Annotated in this window: 22 protein-coding genes and 2 tRNA genes; 9 read left to right on the plus strand and 15 right to left on the minus strand. The window is 61.9% G+C overall.

Going from position 1 to position 21,864, the window contains the following annotated elements:
• Positions 1–23 precede the first annotated feature (23 nt).
• From ACEK02_RS21770 to ACEK02_RS21780, 3 genes are all read left to right on the plus strand, one after another.
• Positions 24–638: an acyl-homoserine-lactone synthase gene (locus tag ACEK02_RS21770; protein WP_371423635.1), complete on the plus strand. Its 615-nt coding sequence runs from the start codon at positions 24–26 to the stop codon at positions 636–638.
• A complete protein-coding gene (locus tag ACEK02_RS21775) occupies positions 638–823 on the plus strand; it encodes a hypothetical protein (protein WP_371423636.1) in 186 nt (61 codons plus the stop codon). Before ACEK02_RS21770 ends, ACEK02_RS21775 begins: the two co-directional genes overlap by 1 nt.
• A gap of 96 nt (positions 824–919) precedes the next feature.
• Positions 920–996, plus strand: a tRNA-Val gene (locus ACEK02_RS21780).
• A 6-nt stretch (positions 997–1,002) separates the two neighbouring features.
• Here the strand turns inward: ACEK02_RS21780 and ACEK02_RS21785 are convergent.
• The 7 genes from ACEK02_RS21785 to ACEK02_RS21815 all read right to left on the minus strand — a co-directional run bounded on the left by ACEK02_RS21785 (position 1,003) and on the right by ACEK02_RS21815 (position 8,924).
• Complete coding sequence (locus tag ACEK02_RS21785) at positions 1,003–1,419, minus strand: GFA family protein (RefSeq protein WP_371423637.1); 417 nt, start codon at positions 1,417–1,419, stop codon at positions 1,003–1,005.
• A 21-nt stretch (positions 1,420–1,440) separates the two neighbouring features.
• Positions 1,441–1,716, minus strand: a complete 276-nt coding sequence (locus tag ACEK02_RS21790) for a hypothetical protein (RefSeq protein ID WP_371423638.1) — start codon at positions 1,714–1,716, stop codon at positions 1,441–1,443.
• 105 nt (positions 1,717–1,821) lie between these two features.
• Positions 1,822–4,248: an endopeptidase La gene (gene lon / locus ACEK02_RS21795; RefSeq protein ID WP_371423639.1), complete on the minus strand. Its 2,427-nt coding sequence runs from the start codon at positions 4,246–4,248 to the stop codon at positions 1,822–1,824.
• 305 nt (positions 4,249–4,553) lie between these two features.
• A complete protein-coding gene (gene clpX, locus ACEK02_RS21800) occupies positions 4,554–5,828 on the minus strand; it encodes an ATP-dependent Clp protease ATP-binding subunit ClpX (protein WP_371423640.1) in 1,275 nt (424 codons plus the stop codon).
• 447 nt (positions 5,829–6,275) lie between these two features.
• Positions 6,276–6,911, minus strand: a complete 636-nt coding sequence (locus tag ACEK02_RS21805; RefSeq protein ID WP_371423641.1) for an ATP-dependent Clp protease proteolytic subunit — start codon at positions 6,909–6,911, stop codon at positions 6,276–6,278.
• Positions 6,912–7,319: 408 nt separating this feature from the next.
• On the minus strand, positions 7,320–8,669 hold the full coding sequence (gene tig, locus ACEK02_RS21810; protein WP_371423642.1) for a trigger factor: 1,350 nt from the start codon (positions 8,667–8,669) through the stop codon (positions 7,320–7,322).
• A 170-nt stretch (positions 8,670–8,839) separates the two neighbouring features.
• Positions 8,840–8,924: transfer RNA gene (locus ACEK02_RS21815), tRNA-Leu, on the minus strand.
• 150 nt (positions 8,925–9,074) lie between these two features.
• On the opposite strand from ACEK02_RS21815, the gene ACEK02_RS21820 reads away from it, so the two are divergent.
• Positions 9,075–10,391 carry a multicopper oxidase domain-containing protein gene (locus ACEK02_RS21820; protein WP_371423643.1) on the plus strand — a complete coding sequence of 439 codons (1,317 nt, stop codon included), beginning with the start codon at positions 9,075–9,077 and terminating at the stop codon, positions 10,389–10,391.
• A gap of 68 nt (positions 10,392–10,459) precedes the next feature.
• On the opposite strand, the gene ACEK02_RS21825 is transcribed toward ACEK02_RS21820, so the two are convergent.
• The gene (locus tag ACEK02_RS21825; protein ID WP_371423644.1) at positions 10,460–11,956 is read right to left on the minus strand and encodes an NAD(P)H-hydrate dehydratase; all 1,497 of its coding nucleotides are present in this window, start codon (positions 11,954–11,956) and stop codon (positions 10,460–10,462) included.
• Between the two features lie 429 nt (positions 11,957–12,385).
• Between ACEK02_RS21825 and ACEK02_RS21830 the strand changes: the two genes are divergently transcribed.
• Entirely contained in the window at positions 12,386–12,724 is a 339-nt protein-coding gene (locus tag ACEK02_RS21830; protein WP_143573288.1) for a P-II family nitrogen regulator, read from the plus strand.
• 216 nt (positions 12,725–12,940) lie between these two features.
• Entirely contained in the window at positions 12,941–14,350 is a 1,410-nt protein-coding gene (gene glnA / locus ACEK02_RS21835) for a type I glutamate--ammonia ligase (RefSeq protein ID WP_371423645.1), read from the plus strand.
• 67 nt (positions 14,351–14,417) lie between these two features.
• Here the strand turns inward: glnA and ACEK02_RS21840 are convergent, their stop codons facing one another.
• Positions 14,418–15,104, minus strand: a complete 687-nt coding sequence (locus ACEK02_RS21840) for a hypothetical protein (protein WP_371423646.1) — start codon at positions 15,102–15,104, stop codon at positions 14,418–14,420.
• Positions 15,105–15,228: 124 nt separating this feature from the next.
• Here ACEK02_RS21840 and ACEK02_RS21845 point away from each other — a divergent pair, with 124 nt between their 5' ends.
• Complete coding sequence (locus tag ACEK02_RS21845) at positions 15,229–16,368, plus strand: AI-2E family transporter (RefSeq protein ID WP_371423647.1); 1,140 nt, start codon at positions 15,229–15,231, stop codon at positions 16,366–16,368.
• 140 nt (positions 16,369–16,508) lie between these two features.
• On the opposite strand, the gene ACEK02_RS21850 is transcribed toward ACEK02_RS21845, so the two are convergent.
• The 6 genes from ACEK02_RS21850 to ACEK02_RS21875 all read right to left on the minus strand — a co-directional run bounded on the left by ACEK02_RS21850 (position 16,509) and on the right by ACEK02_RS21875 (position 20,170).
• Positions 16,509–16,805, minus strand: coding sequence for an antibiotic biosynthesis monooxygenase (locus ACEK02_RS21850; RefSeq protein WP_092142187.1), 297 nt, complete (start codon positions 16,803–16,805; stop codon positions 16,509–16,511).
• A gap of 78 nt (positions 16,806–16,883) precedes the next feature.
• A complete protein-coding gene (locus ACEK02_RS21855) occupies positions 16,884–17,120 on the minus strand; it encodes a hypothetical protein (protein WP_371423648.1) in 237 nt (78 codons plus the stop codon).
• Between the two features lie 36 nt (positions 17,121–17,156).
• The gene (locus ACEK02_RS21860; protein WP_371423649.1) at positions 17,157–18,401 is read right to left on the minus strand and encodes a diguanylate cyclase; all 1,245 of its coding nucleotides are present in this window, start codon (positions 18,399–18,401) and stop codon (positions 17,157–17,159) included.
• Positions 18,402–18,646: 245 nt separating this feature from the next.
• Positions 18,647–19,123, minus strand: coding sequence for a 30S ribosomal protein S9 (gene rpsI / locus ACEK02_RS21865; RefSeq protein WP_371423650.1), 477 nt, complete (start codon positions 19,121–19,123; stop codon positions 18,647–18,649).
• On the minus strand, positions 19,123–19,587 hold the full coding sequence (rplM, locus tag ACEK02_RS21870) for a 50S ribosomal protein L13 (RefSeq protein ID WP_371423651.1): 465 nt from the start codon (positions 19,585–19,587) through the stop codon (positions 19,123–19,125). Before rplM ends, rpsI begins: the two co-directional genes overlap by 1 nt.
• A 151-nt stretch (positions 19,588–19,738) precedes the next feature.
• Positions 19,739–20,170, minus strand: a complete 432-nt coding sequence (locus ACEK02_RS21875) for a PaaI family thioesterase (protein WP_371423652.1) — start codon at positions 20,168–20,170, stop codon at positions 19,739–19,741.
• Between the two features lie 76 nt (positions 20,171–20,246).
• Between ACEK02_RS21875 and ACEK02_RS21880 the strand changes: the two genes are divergently transcribed.
• Both ACEK02_RS21880 and ACEK02_RS21885 read left to right on the plus strand, forming a co-directional pair.
• Positions 20,247–21,068, plus strand: coding sequence for an enoyl-CoA hydratase (locus ACEK02_RS21880; protein WP_371423653.1), 822 nt, complete (start codon positions 20,247–20,249; stop codon positions 21,066–21,068).
• A gap of 125 nt (positions 21,069–21,193) precedes the next feature.
• Positions 21,194–21,790, plus strand: coding sequence for a CoA-binding protein (locus tag ACEK02_RS21885; RefSeq protein ID WP_371423654.1), 597 nt, complete (start codon positions 21,194–21,196; stop codon positions 21,788–21,790).
• The last annotated feature ends 74 nt before the right edge of the window (positions 21,791–21,864 follow it).

The raw sequence follows: 21,864 nt of genomic DNA on the forward strand, positions 1-21,864 counted from the left end.
CAGACCAGCGTGGGGAGATTTTCGTGATCGAGGTCATTCACAGCGGTAATGCCGGGCAGTTCGGCGATCTCCTGGACAAGCAATTTCGGCTACGGCACGAGGTCTTCGTCGGCGAGCGCGGCTGGACCGCCCTCGATGTCGATGGCATCTACGAGAAGGACCAGTATGACGATGATGCTGCCATCTATCTGGTCGCGGCCAACGACGCTGGCGCTGTTGCCGGCGGCTTCCGGCTCTATCCAACCGTGTTGCCTCACATGCTCAGCGAGCAATTTCCGCAGCTGCTCGATGGCGCGCTGATCCAGCGTCGCGATGTGCTGGAGCTGACACGCTTTGCCATGCGCAAATCCGAACGCCGCAGCCGTCACTATTTCGAACTGCTGCTGGCTATCCAGGAGTATGGCCTGATGGAGGGCCTGTCCGGTTTTACCTCGGTCATCAACCCCTTGCGCATCCCGATTCTTCAGGGCTTCGGACTGGAGATCGAGCCACTGGGATTACCCACCATGATCGATGGCGAGGCCACCATCGCCGTGATGTTTCATGTCAGCGAAAAGTGCTTCGCCCGCGTCAGAAAGGGCGTTGCCATCGAAGACAGCGTCTTTGCGTTGCCTCAGACATCCCGGCGGATCGCCTGATGCCGATGTCTCCCAGTCAGCTCCAGGTCATTCAGGGCGGCAAAGACGCCGACGAGCTCATTGCCACGATGCTGCAAGCCCTGCGGCTGGCGAACGCGTGCGGGTCCGAGACGACCTACGATCTGCTGCGCATGGCGCTGTTGAACGAAGGCGTTCAACTCGCCAAGGTGCTGGCGGCGCGATAGGCGAAACACTTGCGGGCGGGATCGAAATCCGCACGAGAACGCCTTGCCGCGACCGAATCCCGGCGTTAAAGAGAGGCCGTGAGGGTGATTGCCCGAGGGCGGCTAGCTCAGCTGGTTAGAGCATCTCGTTTACACCGAGAGGGTCGGGAGTTCGAATCTCTCGCCGCCTACCACATCCTCTACGGATCGTTCGATCCCCTCGGCCGCGCCGGCAGTTCCGCAAGATCGTGAATCCAGGGCGCCGCTGACCGGCACCAGATCTGACGTCTAGGCGGAAGTCCGGCGCGCTGGCGGATACTGCCCCAGCGAATGCCCCACTCATTGTCGTCCGCCGCTTCGCCGCTGGCGAACATCGGCGAGCCGCATTCCCCGCAGAAGTGTTGCAGGCGGTTGAGGCCATTGTCGCCGCGCTTGATATAGATCTTCGGCGCACCGCCCGTCATTTCGATCGCGTCCCCCGGCGTCAGCACCGTCACGCGATAGGCCGAGCCGGTCATGGTCTGGCAATCCGTGCAATGGCAAATCGACACCCGCTGGGGATCGATCGTCGCGCGATAGCTGATGAAGCCGCAGTGGCATTGGCCATCGATCTGCATCCAGCGCCTCCCTCTTCGCTCTTAACGTTGCAAGCCGATCGCCGGCGACGCCTGAAGATCCTGCCGTGGCACGACGGGCAGATCGTTGTCCGGCCTCTGGCTCCCGAGAAAATTCGCGCGATCCCTGTTCCTGAATTCCGAACGATGGCCGTCGAATTCCCGCGACGAACGATAGCCGCGCTCGCGGTCCGGTCCAAAGCGCTTGTCCAGCGGTTCACTCATCACGGCATCTGCCGCAATGAGCGAGATCACGGCTGTGAGGATCAATGTCTTCATCAGGAAGGCCTCTGCGGTCATTCTAGCATCGGCCACCGATGGTCGAAAGCAGTCCGACCTGCGATGGCCCACAAACAAAAACGGCGCCCCGAAGGGCGCCGCCGATTGTCGTCGAGAATGTTGGCCTCAGTGCGCCGTAAGGCCGCTGCCGGCCTCTTCCGCGCCATCGGCCTTCACCGGCAGCTTGGTGTCCTCTTCCCAGACGATCGCCTTCGGCGCCCGCACCAGGGCGTTGGCGATCACCTCGTCCATCCGGGCGACCGGGATGATGTTCAAGCCGCCCTTGATGGCGTCAGAGATCTCCGTGAGGTCCTTGGCATTGTCCTCGGGGATCAGCACCGTCTTGATGCCGCCGCGGGCTGCCGCCAACAACTTCTCCTTCAGACCGCCGATCGGCAGGATCCTGCCGCGCAGCGTGATCTCGCCGGTCATGGCGACATCGTGACGGATCGGAATGCCCGTGAGCACGGACACGATCGTCGTCGCCATCGCCACGCCTGCGGACGGACCGTCCTTCGGCGTTGCACCCTCGGGCACGTGGACGTGGATATCGCGCCGCTCGAACAGCGGCGGCTCGATCCCGAAGTTGATCGCGCGCGAGCGGACGTAGGACGCCGCCGCCGAGATCGATTCCTTCATCACGTCGCGCAGGTTGCCGGTGACGGTCATGCGGCCCTTGCCGGGCATCATGACGCCTTCAATGGTGAGCAACTCACCACCGACATCCGTCCATGCCAGACCGGTGACGACACCGACCTGATCGTCGCTCTCGATCTCGCCGTAGCGATACTTCGCCACGCCGAGGAATTCCTCGAGATTCTTGTCGGTGACCTTCACCACCTTCTTCTTCGAGAGCATCAGCTCCTTTACGGCCTTGCGGGCCAGTGTGGAGAGCTCGCGCTCCAGATTACGCACGCCCGCTTCGCGGGTGTAGCGGCGGATCATCAGCAACAATGCGTCGTTGTCGATCGACCATTCCTTGGCATCCAGACCGTGCTTCGAGAGCGCGATCGGAATGAGATGCTTGCGGGCAATCTCGACCTTCTCGTTCTCGGTGTAGCCGGCGATCCGGATGATCTCCATACGATCCATCAGCGGCCCCGGGATATTCAGGGTGTTCGCCGTGGTGATGAACATCACGCTCGACAGATCGTAGTCGACCTCCAGGTAGTGATCGGCAAAGGTGCCGTTCTGCTCGGGGTCGAGGACCTCGAGCAATGCCGATGACGGATCGCCGCGGAAATCGGCGCCCATCTTGTCGATCTCGTCCAGCAGGAAGAGCGGATTCGTCGTCTTGGCCTTGCGCATCGACTGGATGATCTTGCCGGGCATCGAACCGATATAGGTCCGGCGATGTCCGCGGATCTCCGCCTCGTCGCGCACGCCGCCCAGCGACACGCGCACGAACTCACGGCCGGTCGCCTTCGCGATCGACTTGCCGAGCGAGGTCTTGCCGACGCCGGGAGGTCCGACGAGGCACAGGATCGGGCCCGACAGCTTGTTGGCGCGCGTCTGCACCGCGAGGTACTCGACGATGCGGTCCTTGACCTTCTCGAGCCCGTAGTGATCGTCATCCAGCACGGCCTGCGCCGCGGCGAGGTCCTTCTTGACCTTGGACTTCTTGCCCCACGGAATCGACAGCAGCCAGTCGAGATAGTTGCGCACGACGGTCGCTTCCGCGGACATCGGCGACATCTGGCGCAGCTTCTTCAGCTCATGCTGCGCCTTCTCGCGGGCTTCCTTCGACAGCTTGGTCTTGGCGATCTTCTCTTCGATGTCGGCCAGCTCGTCGCGACCTTCGTCGTCGCCGAGCTCCTTCTGGATCGCCTTCATCTGCTCGTTGAGATAGTACTCGCGCTGCGTCTTCTCCATCTGGCGCTTGACGCGCGAGCGGATACGCTTCTCGACCTGCAGCACCGAGATCTCGCTCTCCATCAGGCCGAGCACCTTCTCCAGGCGTGCGGTGACGGACAGCGTTTCCAGGATGCCCTGGCGATCTGCGATCTTCACGGCGAGATGCGACGCGACGGTGTCGCCGAGCTTGGCGAAATCAGTGATCGCCTGCACGACGCCGACGACTTCGGCGGAGATCTTCTTGTTGAGCTTCACATAGCTCTCGAAGTCCGAGACGACCGAACGCGACAGCGCTTCCGCCTCGACGCTCTTCGCATCGGTATCGGCCAGCGCGACTGCAGTCGCTTCGTAATATTCAGTGCGATCGGAATACTTCTCGACCTTGGCGCGCTCGAGCCCTTCCACCAGCACCTTCACGGTGCCGTCGGGAAGCTTCAAAAGCTGCAGCACGCTGGCGAGCGTACCGATCTCGTAAATCGAGTCCGGCGATGGATCATCGTCCGACGCATTCTTCTGCGTGGCGAGCATGATGAGCGCATCGTTCTTCATCACCTCTTCGAGCGCGCGGATCGATTTCTCGCGGCCGACGAAGAGAGGCACGATCATGTGCGGGAAGACGACGATATCGCGCAGCGGCAATACCGGATAGGAGTGGCTTTCGCCGTGAACAATGGTTGGCCGGGGTTTGGAGGCAGTCATGGCCTATTCCTTTTGCTGTGCCCCCTTGCAAGCAGTCCGCCCGATGGCGCAACCGCACAAGGTGCCGATTTTCCGTCTTTGCTCGGCCGTTTCAGGCTCTACGTGTCCGGATCGTTATGGCGAATCTTGAGGGAGAATTTGTGTTCGCCGAGAACATTAGGTGGCTATGGGCCCGGGGGGTGTCAAGTCGCGGGAATACCCATGAACAAGGGCATTATAGAGCGTAGCGACAACAAAAAACGGCTGCCGATCGTCTCGGCAGCCGCCTATTGAACTTAAGTCGAGCGTCTCAAACGCGCGCCGGATCAGGCGCTCGCGCTGCTCTCCGCGGTCCGGTCCGAACGGTCGGCGTAGATGTAGAGCGGGCGTGCCGTCCCATCCACAACCTCCTTGGAGATGACGACTTCCTCGACACCTTCCAGACCGGGCAGATCGAACATGGTTTCGAGCAGAATGCTCTCCAGGATCGACCGCAGACCACGTGCACCGGTCTTGCGCTCGATAGCCCGGCGGGCCACCGCACCCAGCGCCTCGTCGGCGAAGGTCAGCTCGATGTTCTCCATCTCGAACAGGCGCTGGTACTGCTTGACCAGCGCGTTCTTCGGCTCGACCAGAATCTTCTTCAGCGAGGTCTCGTCGAGATCCTCGAGAGTCGCGACCACTGGCAGACGGCCGACGAATTCGGGGATCAGACCGTACTTCAGCAGATCTTCCGGCTCGACATGGCGGAAGATCTCACCGGTGCGGCGATCTTCCGGCGCGAGAACCTGAGCGGCGAAGCCGATCGACGTGGTCCGGCCGCGCGACGAGATGATCTTTTCGAGGCCCGAAAACGCGCCGCCGCAGATGAACAGGATGTTCGTCGTATCCACCTGCAGGAATTCCTGCTGCGGATGCTTGCGGCCGCCCTGCGGAGGCACGGAGGCAACGGTGCCTTCCATGATCTTCAGCAGCGCCTGCTGCACGCCCTCGCCCGACACGTCGCGGGTGATCGAGGGATTGTCGGACTTGCGGCTGATCTTGTCGATTTCGTCGATATAGACGATGCCGCGCTGCGCGCGCTCGACATTATAGTCGGCGGACTGCAACAGCTTGAGGATGATGTTCTCGACGTCCTCGCCGACGTAACCGGCTTCGGTCAGCGTCGTCGCATCGGCCATCGTGAACGGCACGTCCAGAATACGGGCGAGCGTCTGTGCGAGCAGCGTCTTGCCCGAACCGGTCGGACCGATCAGCAGGATGTTCGACTTCGCGAGCTCAACGTCGTTGTGCTTGGTCTGGTGGTTGAGGCGCTTGTAGTGATTATGCACCGCGACCGAGAGAACCTTCTTCGCATGGAACTGACCGATGACGTAGTCATCGAGCACCTTGCAGATTTCCTTCGGCGTCGGAATGCCGTCGCGCGACTTGACCAGCGAGGACTTGTTCTCTTCACGGATGATGTCCATGCAGAGCTCAACGCATTCGTCACAGATGAAAACGGTAGGACCCGCGATCAACTTGCGAACTTCATGCTGGCTCTTGCCGCAGAACGAACAATACAGCGTGTTCTTGGAGTCGCTGGTACCGACCTTACTCATTCCTATCTCCGTCCGCCGTTCGATCTTGTCTGCCGGTCGCCCAGTTACGGGACACCACCCGTAGATAGAGCAAAATCCGTACCAAAAAAGACCTAGTTCCAGAATGCCGCACGAATCACGGCTAACTCGACTCTCCCGCGATACTAACCGATCCGCATCAGCGAACCATGCTGACAGCCGATGATCAAGAATTCGCTAATCGGCACCATCTCCTGGCGCGTGACAATAGCGTGATTTACGGCATTTACGCGAGGGCGCCCGGAAAATTGGGGAACGTTGCGTGAATGACACCACCCGACCAGCACGAAAGCGGAACTCTCGCGTCTGCTGGCGTCGGCACATAGTACCAATTCGGGAAAAGCTTGATCGATATGGCTGGTTTGGGACAGGCGGCGCGCGGGCGCCGTCTGTCTCGGTTGTCGATATGTTCGCCGAATGCGGCGTCGTTTAGGCCGGCTTCGCCGGGCTCGATTCTTCAGCGCGCTTGTCGATGACCTTGTCGATCAGCCCGAAATCCTTCGCCTGATCCGCCGTCATGAAGTTATCGCGCTCGAGCGCGTTGTGGATGTCCTCGTAAGGACGTCCCGTGTGCTTCACATAGATCTCGTTGAGCCGGCGCTTCAGGCTCTCGACTTCCTTGGCATGGATCAGGATGTCGGTGGCCTGGCCCTGGAAGCCGCCTGACGGCTGATGAACCATGATGCGGGCGTTCGGCAGCGCGAAGCGCATGTCCTTCTCGCCTGCTGTCAGCAGCAGCGAGCCCATCGACGCGGCCTGACCGACGCACAGCGTCGACACCGGCGGACGGATGAACTGCATCGTGTCGTAGATCGCCAGACCCGACGTCACCACGCCACCGGGCGAGTTGATGTACATCGAGATTTCCTTCTTCGGATTCTCGGCTTCGAGAAACAAAAGCTGGGCAACGGTCAGCGTCGACATGCCATCCTCGACCGGACCGGTCACGAAGATGATGCGCTCCTTCAACAGGCGCGAAAAGATATCGTAAGCCCGTTCACCGCGGTTGGTCTGTTCGACCACCATCGGGACGAGGTTCATGTAGGTTTCTACCGGATCGCGCATTGATCACCCGAAAGGTTGGAGGAGACACACGTCCATCGGCAAGACTGGAACCGGTTACGGTTTGCCGGGAAAGGACGGACGTCCCGTGATGCAGGAACAACAAACAGAGCCCACAGATATGGACCAATCGAGCAGCAACAAGACCACCGGTCCACATGCCGCCCTGAACCTCAGTTCAAGCCGATTCGGACGGCCACCGCAAAGCGCTGGAGCCCTTTTGGAACCTGTTTCGAGCGGTATCCTTAACGTCAAAACGCCGGCTGGAGGACCCGGCCGGCGTTCTGATTAGAAGGTTCTAAACCGAACGGTCGCGCGCAGGATGGGTAGAGCGTCTTCGCGAAACCCATCGATCACGCATACTGGAAGCGATGGGTTTCGCTGCGCTCAACCCATCCGACGTCTCCAGGCTTAAGCCGCCTTCTCGTCCTCGTCCTTGTACAGGTCGTCCTTGGACACCTTCTTCTCGGTCACATTGGCGAGTTCAAGGATGAAGTCGACGACCTTGTCCTCGTAGATCGGTGCACGAAGCTGGGCCAAGGCTTGGGGATTGCTGCGGTAAAAGTCCCAAACTTCCTTCTCGCGGCCCGGCATCGAACGGGCGCGCTCGATCACGGCGCGGCTGACCTCGTCATCGCTGACGGTGATCTTGTTCTTCTCGCCGATCTCCGAGAGCACGAGACCGAGACGCACGCGGCGGTCGGCGATCTTGCGATACTCTTCCTGGGCAGCTTCCTCGGTGGTGTTCTCGTCGGCGAAGGTCTTGCCCGACGATGCCATCTCCTGCTGGATCGAATTCCACATCAGCTTGAACTCTTCGTCGACCAGCGACGGAGGCGCATCGAACTTGTGGGTCTCGTCGAGACGGTCGAGCAGCAGACGCTTGACGCGCTGGCGGGTCGCGCCGGCGAATTCCGCAACCAGACGCTCGCGCGCAGCTTCCTTCAGCTTGTCGAGGGACTCGAGGCCGAGGGTCTTGGCGAACTCGTCGTCGATCACGGTATCGACCGGTGATTCAACCTTGGTCGCAGTGGTCTCGAACTCCGCGGCCTTGCCGGCCAGCGTCTCGCTGGCATAGTTGGTCGGGAACGACACCTTGAGGGTGCGGGTCTCGCCGGCGGCAATGCCGATCAGCTGCTCCTCGAAGCCCGGGATGAAGGTGTTGGAGCCGATCGCAACCGGGATGTCCTCGCCAGTACCGCCATCGAAAGCGACGCCGTCGATGGTGCCCTTGAAGTTGACGGTGACGCGGTCTCCCGACTCGGCCTTGCCGGCCTTCTCGGTGAACGAACGGTTCTGGTCGGCGACGCGCTTGATGGCTTCATCGACGTCTGCATCGGTCACTTCAGCCACCGGCTTCTCGACGGTGAAGCTCTTGAAGTCGGCGAGCGCGATCGGCGGCACGACTTCGATGGCGACGGTGTAATTCAGGTCCGACTTGCCCGACAGGATGTCTTCGACTTCCTTCTGCTCGGTCGGCATCGTGATCTTGGGCTCGGACGCGAGCTTGAAGCCACGCTCGGTGAAGATCTGCGTGTTGGTGTCGCGGATCAATTCATCGACGGTCTCGGCGGCAACGGAACGGCCATAGAGCCGCTTCAGGTGACCAACGGGAACCTTGCCCGGACGGAAGCCGTTGAGCTTGACCTTGCCCTTCATGTCATCGAGGCGCGCATCGACCTTGGCTTCGATGTCGGCAGCCGGCACGTTGACCGAAAACTCGCGCTTCAATCCCTCGGAGAGGGTTTCATTCACCTGCATGGCGTCAATCTTCTTCCCGCTTGGTCCGGCTCGAGGGCCCGACATTGTAAAATTCGTCCGACGCGCGACCGGAAAGCCTGCGTCGATGGTTCGGCGGACCCATTCACGTGAAGGGCTTGCCTCCGCGGAAACGTGTCCGGAAATCGTCATGGTCAAACGCTATGTGCGCTTGGTGCGGGCGGAGGGACTCGAACCCCCACAACTTTCGTCACTGGAACCTAAATCCAGCGCGTCTACCAATTCCGCCACGCCCGCTAAAAACATCATGTCCGGCCGCGATGTCGCGAGCGGCGGGCTTATAACATGGGGACAGTGGTTCGCAGCAAAAAAATGGTCACATAGCGGCTTACTTGCCGCAGCCCCGGCAACTGGACTTTAGCGCGGCAAAATGGTCGGGATTTGGACATGACGAACCGCTTTCTCCCCCTCACGCGCCGGACCCTGCTCGCGGGCGCCGGGAGCGCCTTGATCGCCCCGATTCTGCCCAGGGGCACCCTCGCCCAGGCCGTCACTGCGCTGGAACTGCAGGCCAAGGCCGGTCCGTTCACCGTGAAGCCCGGCACCTCCACTGAGGCCTGGACGCTGTATTCGGCCCAGAAGGGTCCGCTGCGCTTCAACCGCGGCGACGAGATCTCCGTTCATCTCGCCAATCAGCTACCTGCCCCTATCGCACTGAACTGCCGGGGCATTAACGGCGTGTCCGGGATTGCGCCGCTGCTCGACCGCAAGCCGGTCGCAGCCGGTGGCAAGGACGGGTTCAAGCTGCAGATGCGCAGTGCCGGAACATCGTATCTGGACATGCGCCTTCTCGGCGACGGTCAGGCGCTGCCGTCCCAGGTCCGCAGCCTGGTCGTCCAGGAGAGCGATCCGGTCACGGTGGACCGCGACGAGGTGCTGCTGATCGAGGACTTCCGCCTCAAGCCGGACGGCAGCCTGCTCGCCCCCGGCATGGACCCGAAAGACGCGGTCGCGCTGTTCCTGATCAACCGGAAACCCACGCTGGAGCTGACGGCGCGGCTCAATGAACGGCTCAGACTCCGTCTCATCAACGGCTGCCAACGCAATGTGGTTGCTCTGAAATTCGACGATCACGAGGTGCGCGTCATGGCCATCGACGGACAGCCGTCGGAGCCGTTCCCAGCCCGCAACAATCAGGTGGTGCTGGCGCCCGGAACCCGGATCGACGTCTTCATCGATACCGTCAGGCCGGCGGGATCGACCTCCGCGATCCTGCTCCATGACGGCAAGGCGGCCCGACCGATCGGCCAGATCACCATGTCCAATGCCCCTCCGCTGCGCGCCGCGCCGCTGCCGGCCGCGGCACCGCTGCCATCCAACGGATTGCCCGCGCAACTGGACCTCAAGGGCGCGCTGCGCGTCGACATGGCGCTGAGCGCCGTCAGTCCCGAATGGGTGAAGCCGGCCGATCTGTCCGCCAGCACGCCGCCGGCCTTCCGGACCAAGCCCGGCCGCGCTGTGGTGCTGACGCTGACCAACCGGGCCACCAGCCCGATGGTGCTCCAGATCCACGGCCATCACGTCCGCCTGCTCGACCGGCTCGATGACGGCTGGAAGCCGTTCTGGCTCGACACCCTGGCGCTGGACGCCGGCCAGACCCAGCGCATCGCCTTTGCCGCCAACAATGTCGGGCGCTGGCTGATGGAGGCTTTCATGGCCGACTGGGCCGCCCCGCGGCAGGTCCGCTGGTACAGCGTCGACTGACAGCGCGTTTTCAAGCGAAGTGGATACCGGGTCGCGTCAAGAAAACGCGACCAAACAAGACTCTTAGCTCAGTACTGGATACCGAGCTGGTCATAGAGCCGGCGGAATACCGCCGGCAGCACTTCGGTCAGATCCTCGGCGATCAGCCCCGGCCCGGCCTCGCTACCCGCCTCGCCATGCATCCACACGCCGATACAGGCCGCCTCATAGGCCGGAACGCCCTGGGCCAGCAGCGCGCCGATGATGCCGGCCAGCACGTCGCCGGACCCGGCAGTTGCCAGCCAGGGCGGCGCATTGGCTGATATGGCGGCGCGGCCGTCCGGCGACGCCACGACCGTATCCGGCCCTTTCAACAGGACGATAGAACCGGACTCTTTCGCCGCCAGACGAACACGTTCAAGCTTAGATACTGCTGGATGTTCCCGATCTACTTTGCTGAAGATGCGTGAAAATTCACCTTCATGGGGTGTCAGCACGACACCCGCTTCGGGATTGCCCTTGATCAAGCCGAACAGCCGATCGGGCGCCTCCGCAAAACTGGTCAGCGCATCCGCGTCGAGCACCGCATGGCGCCTCGCAGCCAGGATGGCCTCCACGAACATGCGCGTCCGCTCGCCCACACCGGCGCCCGGCCCGATCACGCAGGCTGACACCTTGCTGCCGATCAGCGCGGCGAACTCCGCCGCCGTATCCACCGGCCGTACCATCACCGCCGTCAGTGCCGTGGCATTGACGGCGAGCGCATCGCGCGGCGACGCCACCGTCACCAGGCCTGCCCCGCCGCGCAAAGCGGCCCGGGCGGACAGCCGGGCGGCGCCCGTGGACGCGATGTCGCCGGAGACAACCACGGCATGCCCCCGCGAGAATTTGTGGCTGTTGATCTTCGGCACCGGAAAGGCGTCGGCCCACAGGTCGGGATTGTTCTCGGAGGTCTGCGGACGGATTTCGTCCAGCACGTCCTCATCGATGCCGATATCGATCACCCGCAGCCGGCCACAATGCACCCGGCCCGGCACCAGCAGATGGCCCGGCTTGGGCCTGAAGAACGTCACGGTCTCGGTCGCCCTGATCGCGCCGCCCATCACGGCCCCTGAATCGCCATTGATGCCGCTCGGCAGATCGACGGCCAGCACCGGAACGCCGGCTGCATTGATGGCGTCGATCATGATCAAGGGATCGCCCTTGACCGGACGATTGAGCCCGGCGCCAAACAGTGCATCGATGATGAGTGCCGGTTGGCCGATCAGGGAGGGATCGCAGGGCAGCACGTCGCCCTTCCATCCCTTGGCCGCCAGCGCCGCATCGCCCTTCAGCGTCGCCCGGTCGCATAGCAGGATCACCGAAACGTCCCGCCCCTGCGCTGCGAGTTCGGCCGCCGCAACGAAACCGTCGCCGCCATTGTTGCCGCGCCCGGCCACGATCAGGATCGGCCCCTCTTCAGCGAGTTCGCCGGCCACATCTGCTACGGCCCGCCCGGCTGCGCGCATCAGTTTGAAGCCTGGCGTTCCGGCTGCAATCGTCAGTTGATCGGCACGCGCCATCTCGTCGGTCGTCAGAATATTCATATCGCTTCCTACTACGCCTTTTTGGAAGGCACTCGCGTCACGCGCGAACGCAGCAGGGCAAAACTGCACAACGCGCGATCAATTTGATCATTCTCTAGGCAAAAGTAGTTGAATACTCTTGATGCAAACCTCTTCAGGTGCGATGTAATAACCTGATAATGCTCCAAAAATAGCCGAAGAGCGAACTTGGCACGGACCCTGCTTTTAAGGAAGCCAGCTTCGGGTCCGTCGCGCTCACCGGCAAATGTTGAAAGACACCTGTTTAAGAGACAGGGGGTGGCCGACCGTCTACCGCATCAGGCGAGATTTCGTCGATGCGGCGTGGCGGCAGCGCAATAACGCCCGAAATTGGGTATCGAACAGTGTGCGCAAAACGCGCAATGATCAAAGCTATGTGCGGCCTGATTAGAAGTGCCGAGGAGACGTTCAGTGAAAAAGATCGAAGCCATCATCAAGCCGTTCAAGCTGGACGAGGTCAAAGAGGCTCTTCAGGAAGTCGGGTTGCAGGGCATTACGGTCACGGAAGCCAAGGGCTTCGGTCGTCAGAAGGGCCACGCCGAGCTCTATCGCGGCGCTGAATACATCGTCGACTTTCTACCCAAGGTGAAGATCGAGATCGTGATCTCCGACGACCTCGTCGAAAAGGCGATCGACGCCATCCGTCGCGCCGCGCAAACCGGCCGCATCGGCGACGGTAAGATCTTTGTGTCGAACATCGAGGAAGCCGTGCGCATCCGTACCGGCGAGTCTGGACTCGACGCGATCTGACGGCTGGGACCTGCGACACAGGACCCGACGGACTGGACGCTCTCCAAGCCGGGTGCTATCCGACATTCAACGCTTCAAGGCGTCACCAAAAGGGCTGCTTCGGCAGCCTTCTCTTGTTGACGGTTTGACTTGTTGAAAACATGCCGTTGTGACCTGATCGTCACGACAGATTGTTACGTCCCGGAAATCGGCCCGCAAATAAAGGTAGGGAGCCCCATGACGACCGCCAAAGAAGTCCTTCAGTCCATCAAGGACAATGACGTCAAGTACGTCGACCTGCGTTTCACCGATCCCCGCGGCAAGTGGCAGCACGTGACCTTCGACGTCTCGATGGTCGATGAAGAGATGTTTGCCGAAGGCACCATGTTCGACGGCTCCTCGATCGCCGGCTGGAAGGCGATCAACGAGTCCGACATGATGCTGATGCTCGATCCGGCAACGGCGACCATCGACCCGTTCTTCGCAGAGACCACCATGGTCATCACCTGCGACATTCTGGAGCCCTCCACCGGCGAGCCCTATAACCGCGACCCGCGCGGCATCGCCAAGAAGGCCGAAGCCATGGTCAAGTCCATGGGTGTCGGCGACACCGTGTTCGTCGGCCCTGAGGCCGAATTCTTCGTGTTCGACGACGTGCGTTTCTCGGCCAATCCCTACAACACGGGCTTCAAGCTGGACTCGTCGGAACTGCCGACCAACTCCGACACCGAATATGAAGGCGGCAATCTCGGCCACCGCATCCGCACCAAGGGCGGCTACTTCCCCGTCCCGCCGCAGGACTCGGTGCAGGACATGCGCTCGGAAATGCTCGGCGCCATGGCCCGCATGGGCGTCAAGGTCGAGAAGCATCACCACGAAGTGGCGTCGGCCCAGCACGAACTCGGCATGAAGTTCGACACGCTGACCTACATGGCCGACCAGATGCAGATCTATAAGTATTGCATCCATCAGGTCGCGCATATCTACGGCAAGACCGCCACCTTCATGCCGAAGCCGATCTTCGGCGACAACGGCTCGGGCATGCACGTGCACCAGTCGATCTGGAAGGACGGCAAGCCGGTGTTCGCCGGCAACAAGTACGCCGACCTCTCGGAGACCTGCCTCCACTACATCGGCGGCATCATCAAGCACGCCAAGGCGATCAACGCCTTCACCAACCCGTCAACCAACTCCTACAAGCGTCTGGTCCCCGGCTATGAAGCCCCGGTGCTGCTCGCCTATTCGGCGCGCAACCGTTCTGCCTCCTGCCGCATCCCCTACACCACCAACCCGAAGGCCAAGCGCGTCGAAGTCCGCTTCCCGGATCCGATGGCCAATCCGTATCTCGCTTTCGCCGCGATGCTGATGGCCGGTCTCGACGGCATCAAGAACAAGATCGATCCGGGTCCGGCCATGGACAAGGATCTCTACGACCTGCCGAAGGAAGAGCTGAAGCAGATCCCGACGGTGTGCGGTTCGCTCCGCGAAGCTCTCGAGAATCTCGACAAGGACCGCGGCTTCCTCAAGAACGGCGGCGTGTTCGACGACGACTTCATCGACAGCTACATCGAACTGAAGATGACCGAAGTGATGCGTTTCGAAATGACGCCGCACCCGGTCGAATTCGACATGTACTACTCGCTGTAAGCCTTCGGGCCTCACAGCCAGAACCGATCAGGGCGCTCCGGAAACGGAGCGCCCTTTTTCGTGGCTGCTATTTGCGCGTGAAAGCGCGCGATGCCTCAAGCAGATCGGAGAAGCCGACGGCGGTGACCGCGCGCGCCGCCTCTACTTCGCTGTCCGCCCATGGCAGCTTTGCGGTGACACTGCGCGTGACCGGGGCACCGAGAACGCCACCGAAATCGACCGGCCAGAATCCATTGGCCACGGTCTCCACCGTGACACCGCGCAAGCGCACGCCAGCGCCTAACGACGACAGGTCATCCGGCTGCATCCTGCGCATGGTCGAGGCGTCCCGGGGGTCTGTGAAACTCGCCAGCACCGGCATCAATTCGCCGGTGACCGGAACGGCGCCGGTCTGGCTGCTGACGTCGCGAAAGGCGATCTTGCGTCCGGCTGCCTGATAGGCCCGCATCGCCACGAAATTGGCGCCGTCGAAATCCGCGCTGCCCTTGTCGTCATGCAGCATCAGCGCGGCAAGGTTCCTGCCGCCGCCGAGATCCACGACCACCGCATCGCCCCGTGACGTCACCTTGCCGCCCGGCTGGTAGCCCCGATAGGGATGCACGGAGACGACATGCGAGGCCGACTTTACGCCATCGGGCGTATCGACCTCCATGGTCAGCCGATATTTGTGCGCGGGCCGGTTGATCCGGATCTGGTCCCCGATCACCAGGGCTGCCAGCAATCCGACCGGACCGACCCATTTCAGCATGTTCATTGTTATTGGCCTCCCCCCAATCGGCCATGCACGATCGCGACGGAGACGTCAAAGCGGCGATATGTCTTGATCCCCGATGCAATTGACGGAACAGTGAAAGTCCAATCGATCCAGGGGATTCACCGTGCCCGCAGAAGCCAATGTCCAGACGCGTAGCGACCTTGCTTGGGCGATCACGGCGGGCGGAATCGCCACGGTGTCCTTCGCGATCCTCATAGGCTTTGCCTGGTACTTCTCGGGAACGCTCTTCCTGATCTTTGCAGGCGTCCTGCTCGGCGTGGCGCTCAACGCGCTGACGGAATTATTCGGGCGCTTCATGGGCGGCCCGCATCCCATGCGGCTCGCAATGGTCTGCATCGTGCTCGCCGGCATGCTCGTCGGCGTGATGTATCTCGGCGGATCCACCATCGCCAATCAGGCGAAGACGCTGTCCGGAACCCTCAAGTCACAGGTCGTCAACGTAAAGACCTATCTCGAGCAGCACGGCGTCGACACCAGCTATTTCGATTTCAACAGCATCACGTCGGATACGCCTGCCGAGCCCGGCACGTCGCCGGCCACCTCAACGCCGAAATCCGGCAGCGGCCTTCCGAGCGCCGGCGCCATCGCATCATCAGGCGGCGCCATCGTCAGCCAGACACTGAAAATCCTGCTCGGTACCGTCGGCGCGGTCGGCAACTTCTTCATCGTGCTGTTTCTGGGATTATCGTTTGCCGCACAGCCCAGCGTTTACCGCAAAGGGCTGTTGCACCTGACACCGCCGAAACGTCGCGGGCCGATGACGGTCATCGTCGATCGCATCAGCGACACGCTGCAGCGCTGGCTGATCGCGCAGATGATCACCATGGTCGTCGTCGGCGCCATCACCTGGATCGGGCTGAAGCTGATCGGGATTCCCAGCGCCTTCATTCTCGGCGTTCAGGCCGGCCTGCTCGCCTTCATTCCCACCGTCGGCGCCCTGCTCGGCGGCCTGATCGTGGTGCTCGCCAGCCTCGCCTCGGGCTGGGTCGCCGCCGCATCAGCCTTTGCGCTGTTCATGGGCGTGCATGCGCTGGAGAGCTACATCCTGACGCCCATCCTGCAGCGGCAGGCGCTGGACATTCCGCCGGCCACGCTGTTCGCGTTCCAGATCCTGCTCGGCGTAGTATTCGGCGTCTGGGGCCTTGCACTGGCGCTGCCGGTGCTGGCGATCGTCAAGGTCGTCATCGACTTCATGCGTGAAGAGGACGAAGCCTCTGCGCAGGATCAGGCGATGGCGGCGTAACCTGATCCCTCATCCTGAGGAGCGCGCCGAAGGCGCGCGTCTCGAAGGATGGCCACAGGCTTCGAGCCAAGTCAGCTCATGGTTCGAGACGGCGCTGAAGAAGCGCCTCCTCACCATGAGGGACTGAGTTTGGGTTACCCCTACGTGGTCAGTACGGTTTCGGTGTGCTCGACATAAGGCGGCGTTTCGAAATACGGGCCCACCAGCGCGCGCCATTCGGCGAAATCGGGCGAACCACGGAAATCGACGGTGTGGTTTTCAAGCGTCTCCCACTTGGCGACGAGACGGTAGCGCGACGGCATCTCGACCGACTTGTGCAGCTCAAAACCCTTGCCGCCCTTGGCGCGGAGGAACAGCGGCTTCGCCTTGGCGACGGCTGCCTCGAAATCCTTCTCGGTGCCCGGCTTGACGTCGATCTGTGCGATTTCAGTGATCATGGTTTCCCGACCCTTTGTTTTGCGGTCGGTGTCTTTACCGCAAAGTCGGGGTTCGGTGAAGGCGGCGCGGGGCCGTGATCAGACGAACAGCAAGACCGTGCCGACGACCATGACGCAGCAGCCGATGAAAGCGATGACCGGCAGTTTGCTGTGCGGCGCGCCGTAGCGCCCCTGCGCACGACGCTCGGTGATCAGCGCGGTCTCGTATTCGTCCGAACTCGAAAACATGCAGGCAAAGCCGGCACGGGCCGAAGCAGCGGCTGCTTCAAGCGACATCAGGGCTGTAGTCGAGGTCGAGTCACGCGAGGTCATCATGCGATGACCATAGGGATCGAATGGTAAACGGATCCTTTATCGCACGCCGTTTGCCGTCATCGTGACGGCAGCCCGCACGACGCTCGGCTTCGCCGTTTGCCCGACCACCGCGGCGCGGCGCCCCTGCTCCAGCGACAACGGTTCTTCTTCCGCGGCCTGCACGCGGTTACGCCCGCTGCGCTTGGCCTGGTAGAGCGCAGTGTCCGCGGCAGCCAGCAGGACGTCGAGCTCGGTCCCGGCCGGTCCGCCGGCGACGCCGATACTCACGGTGGTCGCGACCGGCGCCTCGTCGACCTGGATGCCGCAGGTCGCAAATGCCTCGCGCACGCGCTCGGCCGCCTGCATCGCCTCGTCCAGGCTGCAGGGCAACATCGCTGCAAACTCCTCGCCGCCGATGCGGCCCGACAGATCGGTGATCCGCAGCGTATGCGTGATGACCGTGGCAAACAGTTTCAGCACCTCGTCGCCGGCGGGATGGCCGAAACGATCGTTGATCGACTTGAAGTGGTCGATGTCGAAGATCATGACCGTGACCGGCCGGCCGGCTTTCGCCTCGCGCTCGATCATCCGCGCCGTAGCCTCGGAGAAGCCTCGGCGGTTGAACAGGCCGGTGAGCGGATCGCAGGAGGCGGCAACCTTATGCGCCGTCACCGCGCGCTCGGAGACCAGCATGAAGATCAGGAACACCGTGCCGACCGCATAGAGCACGAGCTCGATGGCGAAGGCCGTGACCCAGATGCTGCTGCCGAAACTACTGTGATCCGGATGCAGGAAATCGCCGAGCAGGATCGGCAGCATCAGGACGAAGCCGTGCAGCATCGGCACCAGGATGGTCGGCCAGCGCCGTTGCACCGCCTTGCGACGTTCGTTCCACAACTCATGCGCCGTCAGCATCGCATAAAGCGCCACGATGCCGGCGCCGATGGTCATGCGCAGCGAGGCGGCCTCGGCCGGCAGCGTGACGATGACAGCGATCCAGGCGACAGCGCCGAGAAACAGGCCGGCCCAGCTGGGGCTGCGGCCATGGAACACGCGTGCGGCGTTCCACACCATGCCGCAAGCGACGAAGCCCACGGCATTGAATGCCAGCGACAGCATCTCACCCAGGAGCGACGAGGCAAGCGTCCACAATGCGACCGATACGGCGCCGAGCAGGTAGGCCACCCCCCACCAGTTGAGGGCCGCAATTTTCTCCTGCCGTCCGAAGAACAGCAGCATCCCGCCCAACATCGCTGCAACCAGGGTCGCGACCAGATAGAGCGTGGAAGAATCGAGCGACATGTTCGAGCACCGGCAATTGTTGCGAGATTTCCAAACCATCATGATTCGGACTGGCCTCTTCGCCATCATCGAACATAGGAGTGTACCGATTGGAAATCCGTTTGCGCGCCCGCACAAGTTTTCTCGAAAAACTGCGTCAATCTGTCAGCATCCGGCGGTGGACCAGAACGCAAAAAGGGCGCCCGAAGGCGCCCTTTTCAAAATTGCATTCACCGCATTTGCAGCAAATTTTATCGAAGCAGAAATTAGCGCTTCGAGAACTGGAAGGACTTGCGGGCTTTCGCCTTGCCGTACTTCTTGCGCTCGACGACACGCGAGTCGCGGGTCAGGAAGCCGCCCTTCTTGAGGACGCCGCGCAGATCCGGTTCGAAGTTCGTCAGAGCCTTGGAGATGCCGTGACGCACGGCACCGGCCTGGCCGGACAGACCGCCGCCGGCAACGGTGCAGATCACGTCGTACTGGCCAGCGCGGGCTGCTGCGACCAGCGGCTGCTGGATGAGCATGCGCAGCACCGGACGTGCGAAGTACACTTCGACTTCACGGGTGTTGACGACGACCTTGCCGGCGCCCGGCTTGATCCAGACGCGGGCAACCGCGTCCTTGCGCTTGCCGGTGGCATAGGCGCGGCCCTGCTTGTCGACCTTCTTCTCGTAACGCGGCGCGTCCGGTGCGGACACCTTCAGCGACGACAGCTGGTCGAGAGACTGCATGGTATCGGACATTATGCGGCCCTCTTGTTCTTGCGGTTCAACGCGCCAACGTCGAGCGCTTCTGGTTGCTGGGCCTCATGCGGATGCTCGGCGCCGGCGTAAACACGCAGATTGCCGAACTGGACGCGACCGAGCGGACCGCGCGGGATCATGCGCTCGACAGCCTTCTCGACAACGCGCTCCGGGAAACGACCTTCGAGGATCGACTTCGCAGTCTTTTCCTTGATGCCGCCGATGAAGCCGGTGTGGTTGTAATAAACCTTGTCTTCACGCTTGCGACCGGTGAACACCACCTTGTCCGCGTTGACGATGATGACATGGTCGCCGCAATCGACATGCGGGGTATAGGTCGGGAGGTGCTTGCCGCGCAGCCGCATTGCGACCAGCGTGGCCAGCCGGCCCACCACGAGACCAGTGGCGTCGATGACGATCCACTTCTTCGTGATCTCGGCGGGCTTTGCCGAAAACGTCTTCATTGTGAATATCCATGAAAAGGGGATATCGGCGGTGATCCGCCGAACTGAGGGCGTTTCTAGATAGACAACCGGATTCCGTCAATGCCAAAGATGGCTAAATTCACCAGCTAAATCATCGCGTTATAATTATGGTTCTATAATACCCTTGGAATTACCCAACGTTCGGAATGGAATAGGTCGACGTCACATGGGCGATCGGGTCGGCCGAAGTGCCTGATAACAGGGTCACTTCCCCTACTGCGAGGCGTTTTCCGAGCTTCAAGAGCTTGGCGGCCGCCAGCACATCCTGCCCCGGCAGGCCCTTGCGCAGGAAATTGATGTTCAGGCTGGTGGTCACCGCGAGGCCCACAGGGCCGATCGCCGACAGCAGCACGACATACATGGCGAAATCGGCCAGAGCCATCAGCGTCGGGCCCGACACTGTTCCGCCCGGGCGCAGCATGCGCTCGCCATAGGTCTGGCGCAGCAGGCACGTGGTACCGTCAGCGCTTTCAATCGCAATATCGCCGGCGCCAAAGGCCTGTGGGAACTCGCGTTTCAGAAACGACTCCAGTTCAGCCACGCTCATTTTCGCAGTCGCCATGTCTCTACCCTGCTCTCGCTTGTGCCGTCCTGTTACAATATGGTGACGGTCCTGCCCAGCGATGGAATCTCAAGTCATGGTTCAACCAGCACGCGCGGAAACAGCGCAACCATCCATTCTTCTGCGTGAGACGGTCGGCAACATCGGCGTATTGACGCTGAACCGCCCGGCCGCCCGCAACAGCCTGTCCGAAGGCCTGATCGGCGAGTTGCACGCCGCCTTGGATGACATTGCCAGTGACAAAGCCGTGCGTGCCGTTGTGATCGCCGCCAACGGCTCGGTCTTCTCCGCCGGGCACGACCTGAAAGAACTCACCGCGCGCCGCGCCGATGCTGACCGCGGCCGCGCCTATTTCGCGCATATGATGACCATCTGCAGCGCCATGATGCAGGCCGTCGTGCGGCTGCCGAAGCCGGTGATCGCAGCGGTGCAAGGCGTTGCCACTGCCGCAGGCTGCCAGCTCGTGGCGAGCTGCGATCTCGCCATCGCCTCCGAGCAAGCCAAATTCGCGACGCCGGGCGTCGATATCGGCCTGTTCTGCTCGACCCCCATGGTGGCGCTGTCGCGCAACGTCCCGCGCAAACAGGCGATGGAGATGCTGCTCACCGGCGAGCCCATCTCGGCAGAACACGCGCGCGAGATCGGCCTGGTCAATCGCGTCGTCCCCGCCGGCACCGAACGCGATGCAGCGATCGCACTGGCGCAGCAGATCGCGCGCAAGTCGGCGCATACGGTGAAGATCGGCAAGGAAGCGTTCTATCGCCAGGCCGAGATGAACCTCGCGGATGCCTATCGCTTCGCCGCCGAGGTGATGACCGAGAACATGATGGCGCGCGACGCTGAGGAAGGGATCGGCGCGTTCATCGCAAAGCGCGAGCCGAAGTGGGAAGATCGATGATCGCAGGATGGGTAGAGCGCAGGCGTCTGGCGCCGTAGCGAAACCCGTCAGCCATCTCGCATGTGGATTTGATGGGTTTCGCTGCGCTCTACCCATCCTACGGCTCTGCAGTTTGGAAATTCGGAATGAACCACGACAGCTACAACGACGCCTATATCCGCGAGATCCTCAACACCGTCAAAACCGTCGCGATGGTCGGTGCCTCCCCGCAAAACGTGCGGCCGAGCTATTTTGTGTTCAAGTATCTCGCCGAACGCGGCTACGACATGATCCCGATCAATCCGGGCCAGGTCGGCAAGAGCCTGCTGAACAAGCCGTTCGTCGCATCGCTGCAGGAGATCGACCGCCCGATCGACATGATCGACATTTTCCGCAGCGCCGAGCATGTGATGCCGATCGTCGATATCACGCTGACGCTCAATCCGCTGCCCAAGGTCGTCTGGCTGCAGCTCGGCGTGCGCCACGATGAAGCTGCCGCCAAGCTCGAGGCCGCGGGCATCAAGGTGGTGATGAACCGCTGCCCGAAGATTGAATATGGCCGGCTGTCGTCGGAGATTCAGTGGATGGGTGTCAATTCACGTACGCTCAGCTCCAGGCGCGCGCCGATTCCAACCCAGGGCATGCGGCTGTCGCTCAATCGCAGCAGCGTCGGCGGTGGCAGCACCACTGCGGCCGATCGCGCCGCGCAGGAAAACAACAAAGACAAGAACGACACCGCCTGATCGCAGGTTTCGCGATTTTATTTCCCTTGAAATGACACAGCGCAGCATGGCTGTTGCGAAGTCGGGGCAAAATG

Origin of the sequence: Tardiphaga sp. (genome assembly GCF_041424195.1) — a bacterium.
In the GTDB taxonomy this organism is placed as follows: Bacteria; Pseudomonadota; Alphaproteobacteria; order Rhizobiales; family Xanthobacteraceae; genus Tardiphaga.

Excerpts from the sequence above, each read along its gene's own strand:
- ACEK02_RS21875 (WP_371423652.1), bottom strand. The coding sequence starts at position 20,170 with ATGGCGACTGCGAAAATGAGCGTGGCTGAACTGGAGTCGTTTCTGAAA.
- ACEK02_RS21790 (WP_371423638.1), bottom strand. The coding sequence starts at position 1,716 with ATGACCGCAGAGGCCTTCCTGATGAAGACATTGATCCTCACAGCCGTG.
- clpX (WP_371423640.1), bottom strand. The coding sequence starts at position 5,828 with ATGAGTAAGGTCGGTACCAGCGACTCCAAGAACACGCTGTATTGTTCG.
- ACEK02_RS21785 (WP_371423637.1), bottom strand. The coding sequence starts at position 1,419 with ATGCAGATCGATGGCCAATGCCACTGCGGCTTCATCAGCTATCGCGCG.
- ACEK02_RS21880 (WP_371423653.1), top strand. The coding sequence starts at position 20,247 with ATGGTTCAACCAGCACGCGCGGAAACAGCGCAACCATCCATTCTTCTG.
- ACEK02_RS21855 (WP_371423648.1), bottom strand. The coding sequence starts at position 17,120 with ATGATGACCTCGCGTGACTCGACCTCGACTACAGCCCTGATGTCGCTT.
- rpsI (WP_371423650.1), bottom strand. The coding sequence starts at position 19,123 with ATGTCCGATACCATGCAGTCTCTCGACCAGCTGTCGTCGCTGAAGGTG.
- tig (WP_371423642.1), bottom strand. The coding sequence starts at position 8,669 with ATGCAGGTGAATGAAACCCTCTCCGAGGGATTGAAGCGCGAGTTTTCG.
- glnA (WP_371423645.1), top strand. The coding sequence starts at position 12,941 with ATGACGACCGCCAAAGAAGTCCTTCAGTCCATCAAGGACAATGACGTC.
- ACEK02_RS21840 (WP_371423646.1), bottom strand. The coding sequence starts at position 15,104 with ATGAACATGCTGAAATGGGTCGGTCCGGTCGGATTGCTGGCAGCCCTG.
- ACEK02_RS21885 (WP_371423654.1), top strand. The coding sequence starts at position 21,194 with ATGAACCACGACAGCTACAACGACGCCTATATCCGCGAGATCCTCAAC.
- ACEK02_RS21775 (WP_371423636.1), top strand. The coding sequence starts at position 638 with ATGCCGATGTCTCCCAGTCAGCTCCAGGTCATTCAGGGCGGCAAAGAC.
- ACEK02_RS21825 (WP_371423644.1), bottom strand. The coding sequence starts at position 11,956 with ATGAATATTCTGACGACCGACGAGATGGCGCGTGCCGATCAACTGACG.
- ACEK02_RS21805 (WP_371423641.1), bottom strand. The coding sequence starts at position 6,911 with ATGCGCGATCCGGTAGAAACCTACATGAACCTCGTCCCGATGGTGGTC.
- rplM (WP_371423651.1), bottom strand. The coding sequence starts at position 19,587 with ATGAAGACGTTTTCGGCAAAGCCCGCCGAGATCACGAAGAAGTGGATC.
- ACEK02_RS21850 (WP_092142187.1), bottom strand. The coding sequence starts at position 16,805 with ATGATCACTGAAATCGCACAGATCGACGTCAAGCCGGGCACCGAGAAG.
- ACEK02_RS21820 (WP_371423643.1), top strand. The coding sequence starts at position 9,075 with ATGACGAACCGCTTTCTCCCCCTCACGCGCCGGACCCTGCTCGCGGGC.
- lon (WP_371423639.1), bottom strand. The coding sequence starts at position 4,248 with ATGACTGCCTCCAAACCCCGGCCAACCATTGTTCACGGCGAAAGCCAC.
- ACEK02_RS21860 (WP_371423649.1), bottom strand. The coding sequence starts at position 18,401 with ATGTCGCTCGATTCTTCCACGCTCTATCTGGTCGCGACCCTGGTTGCA.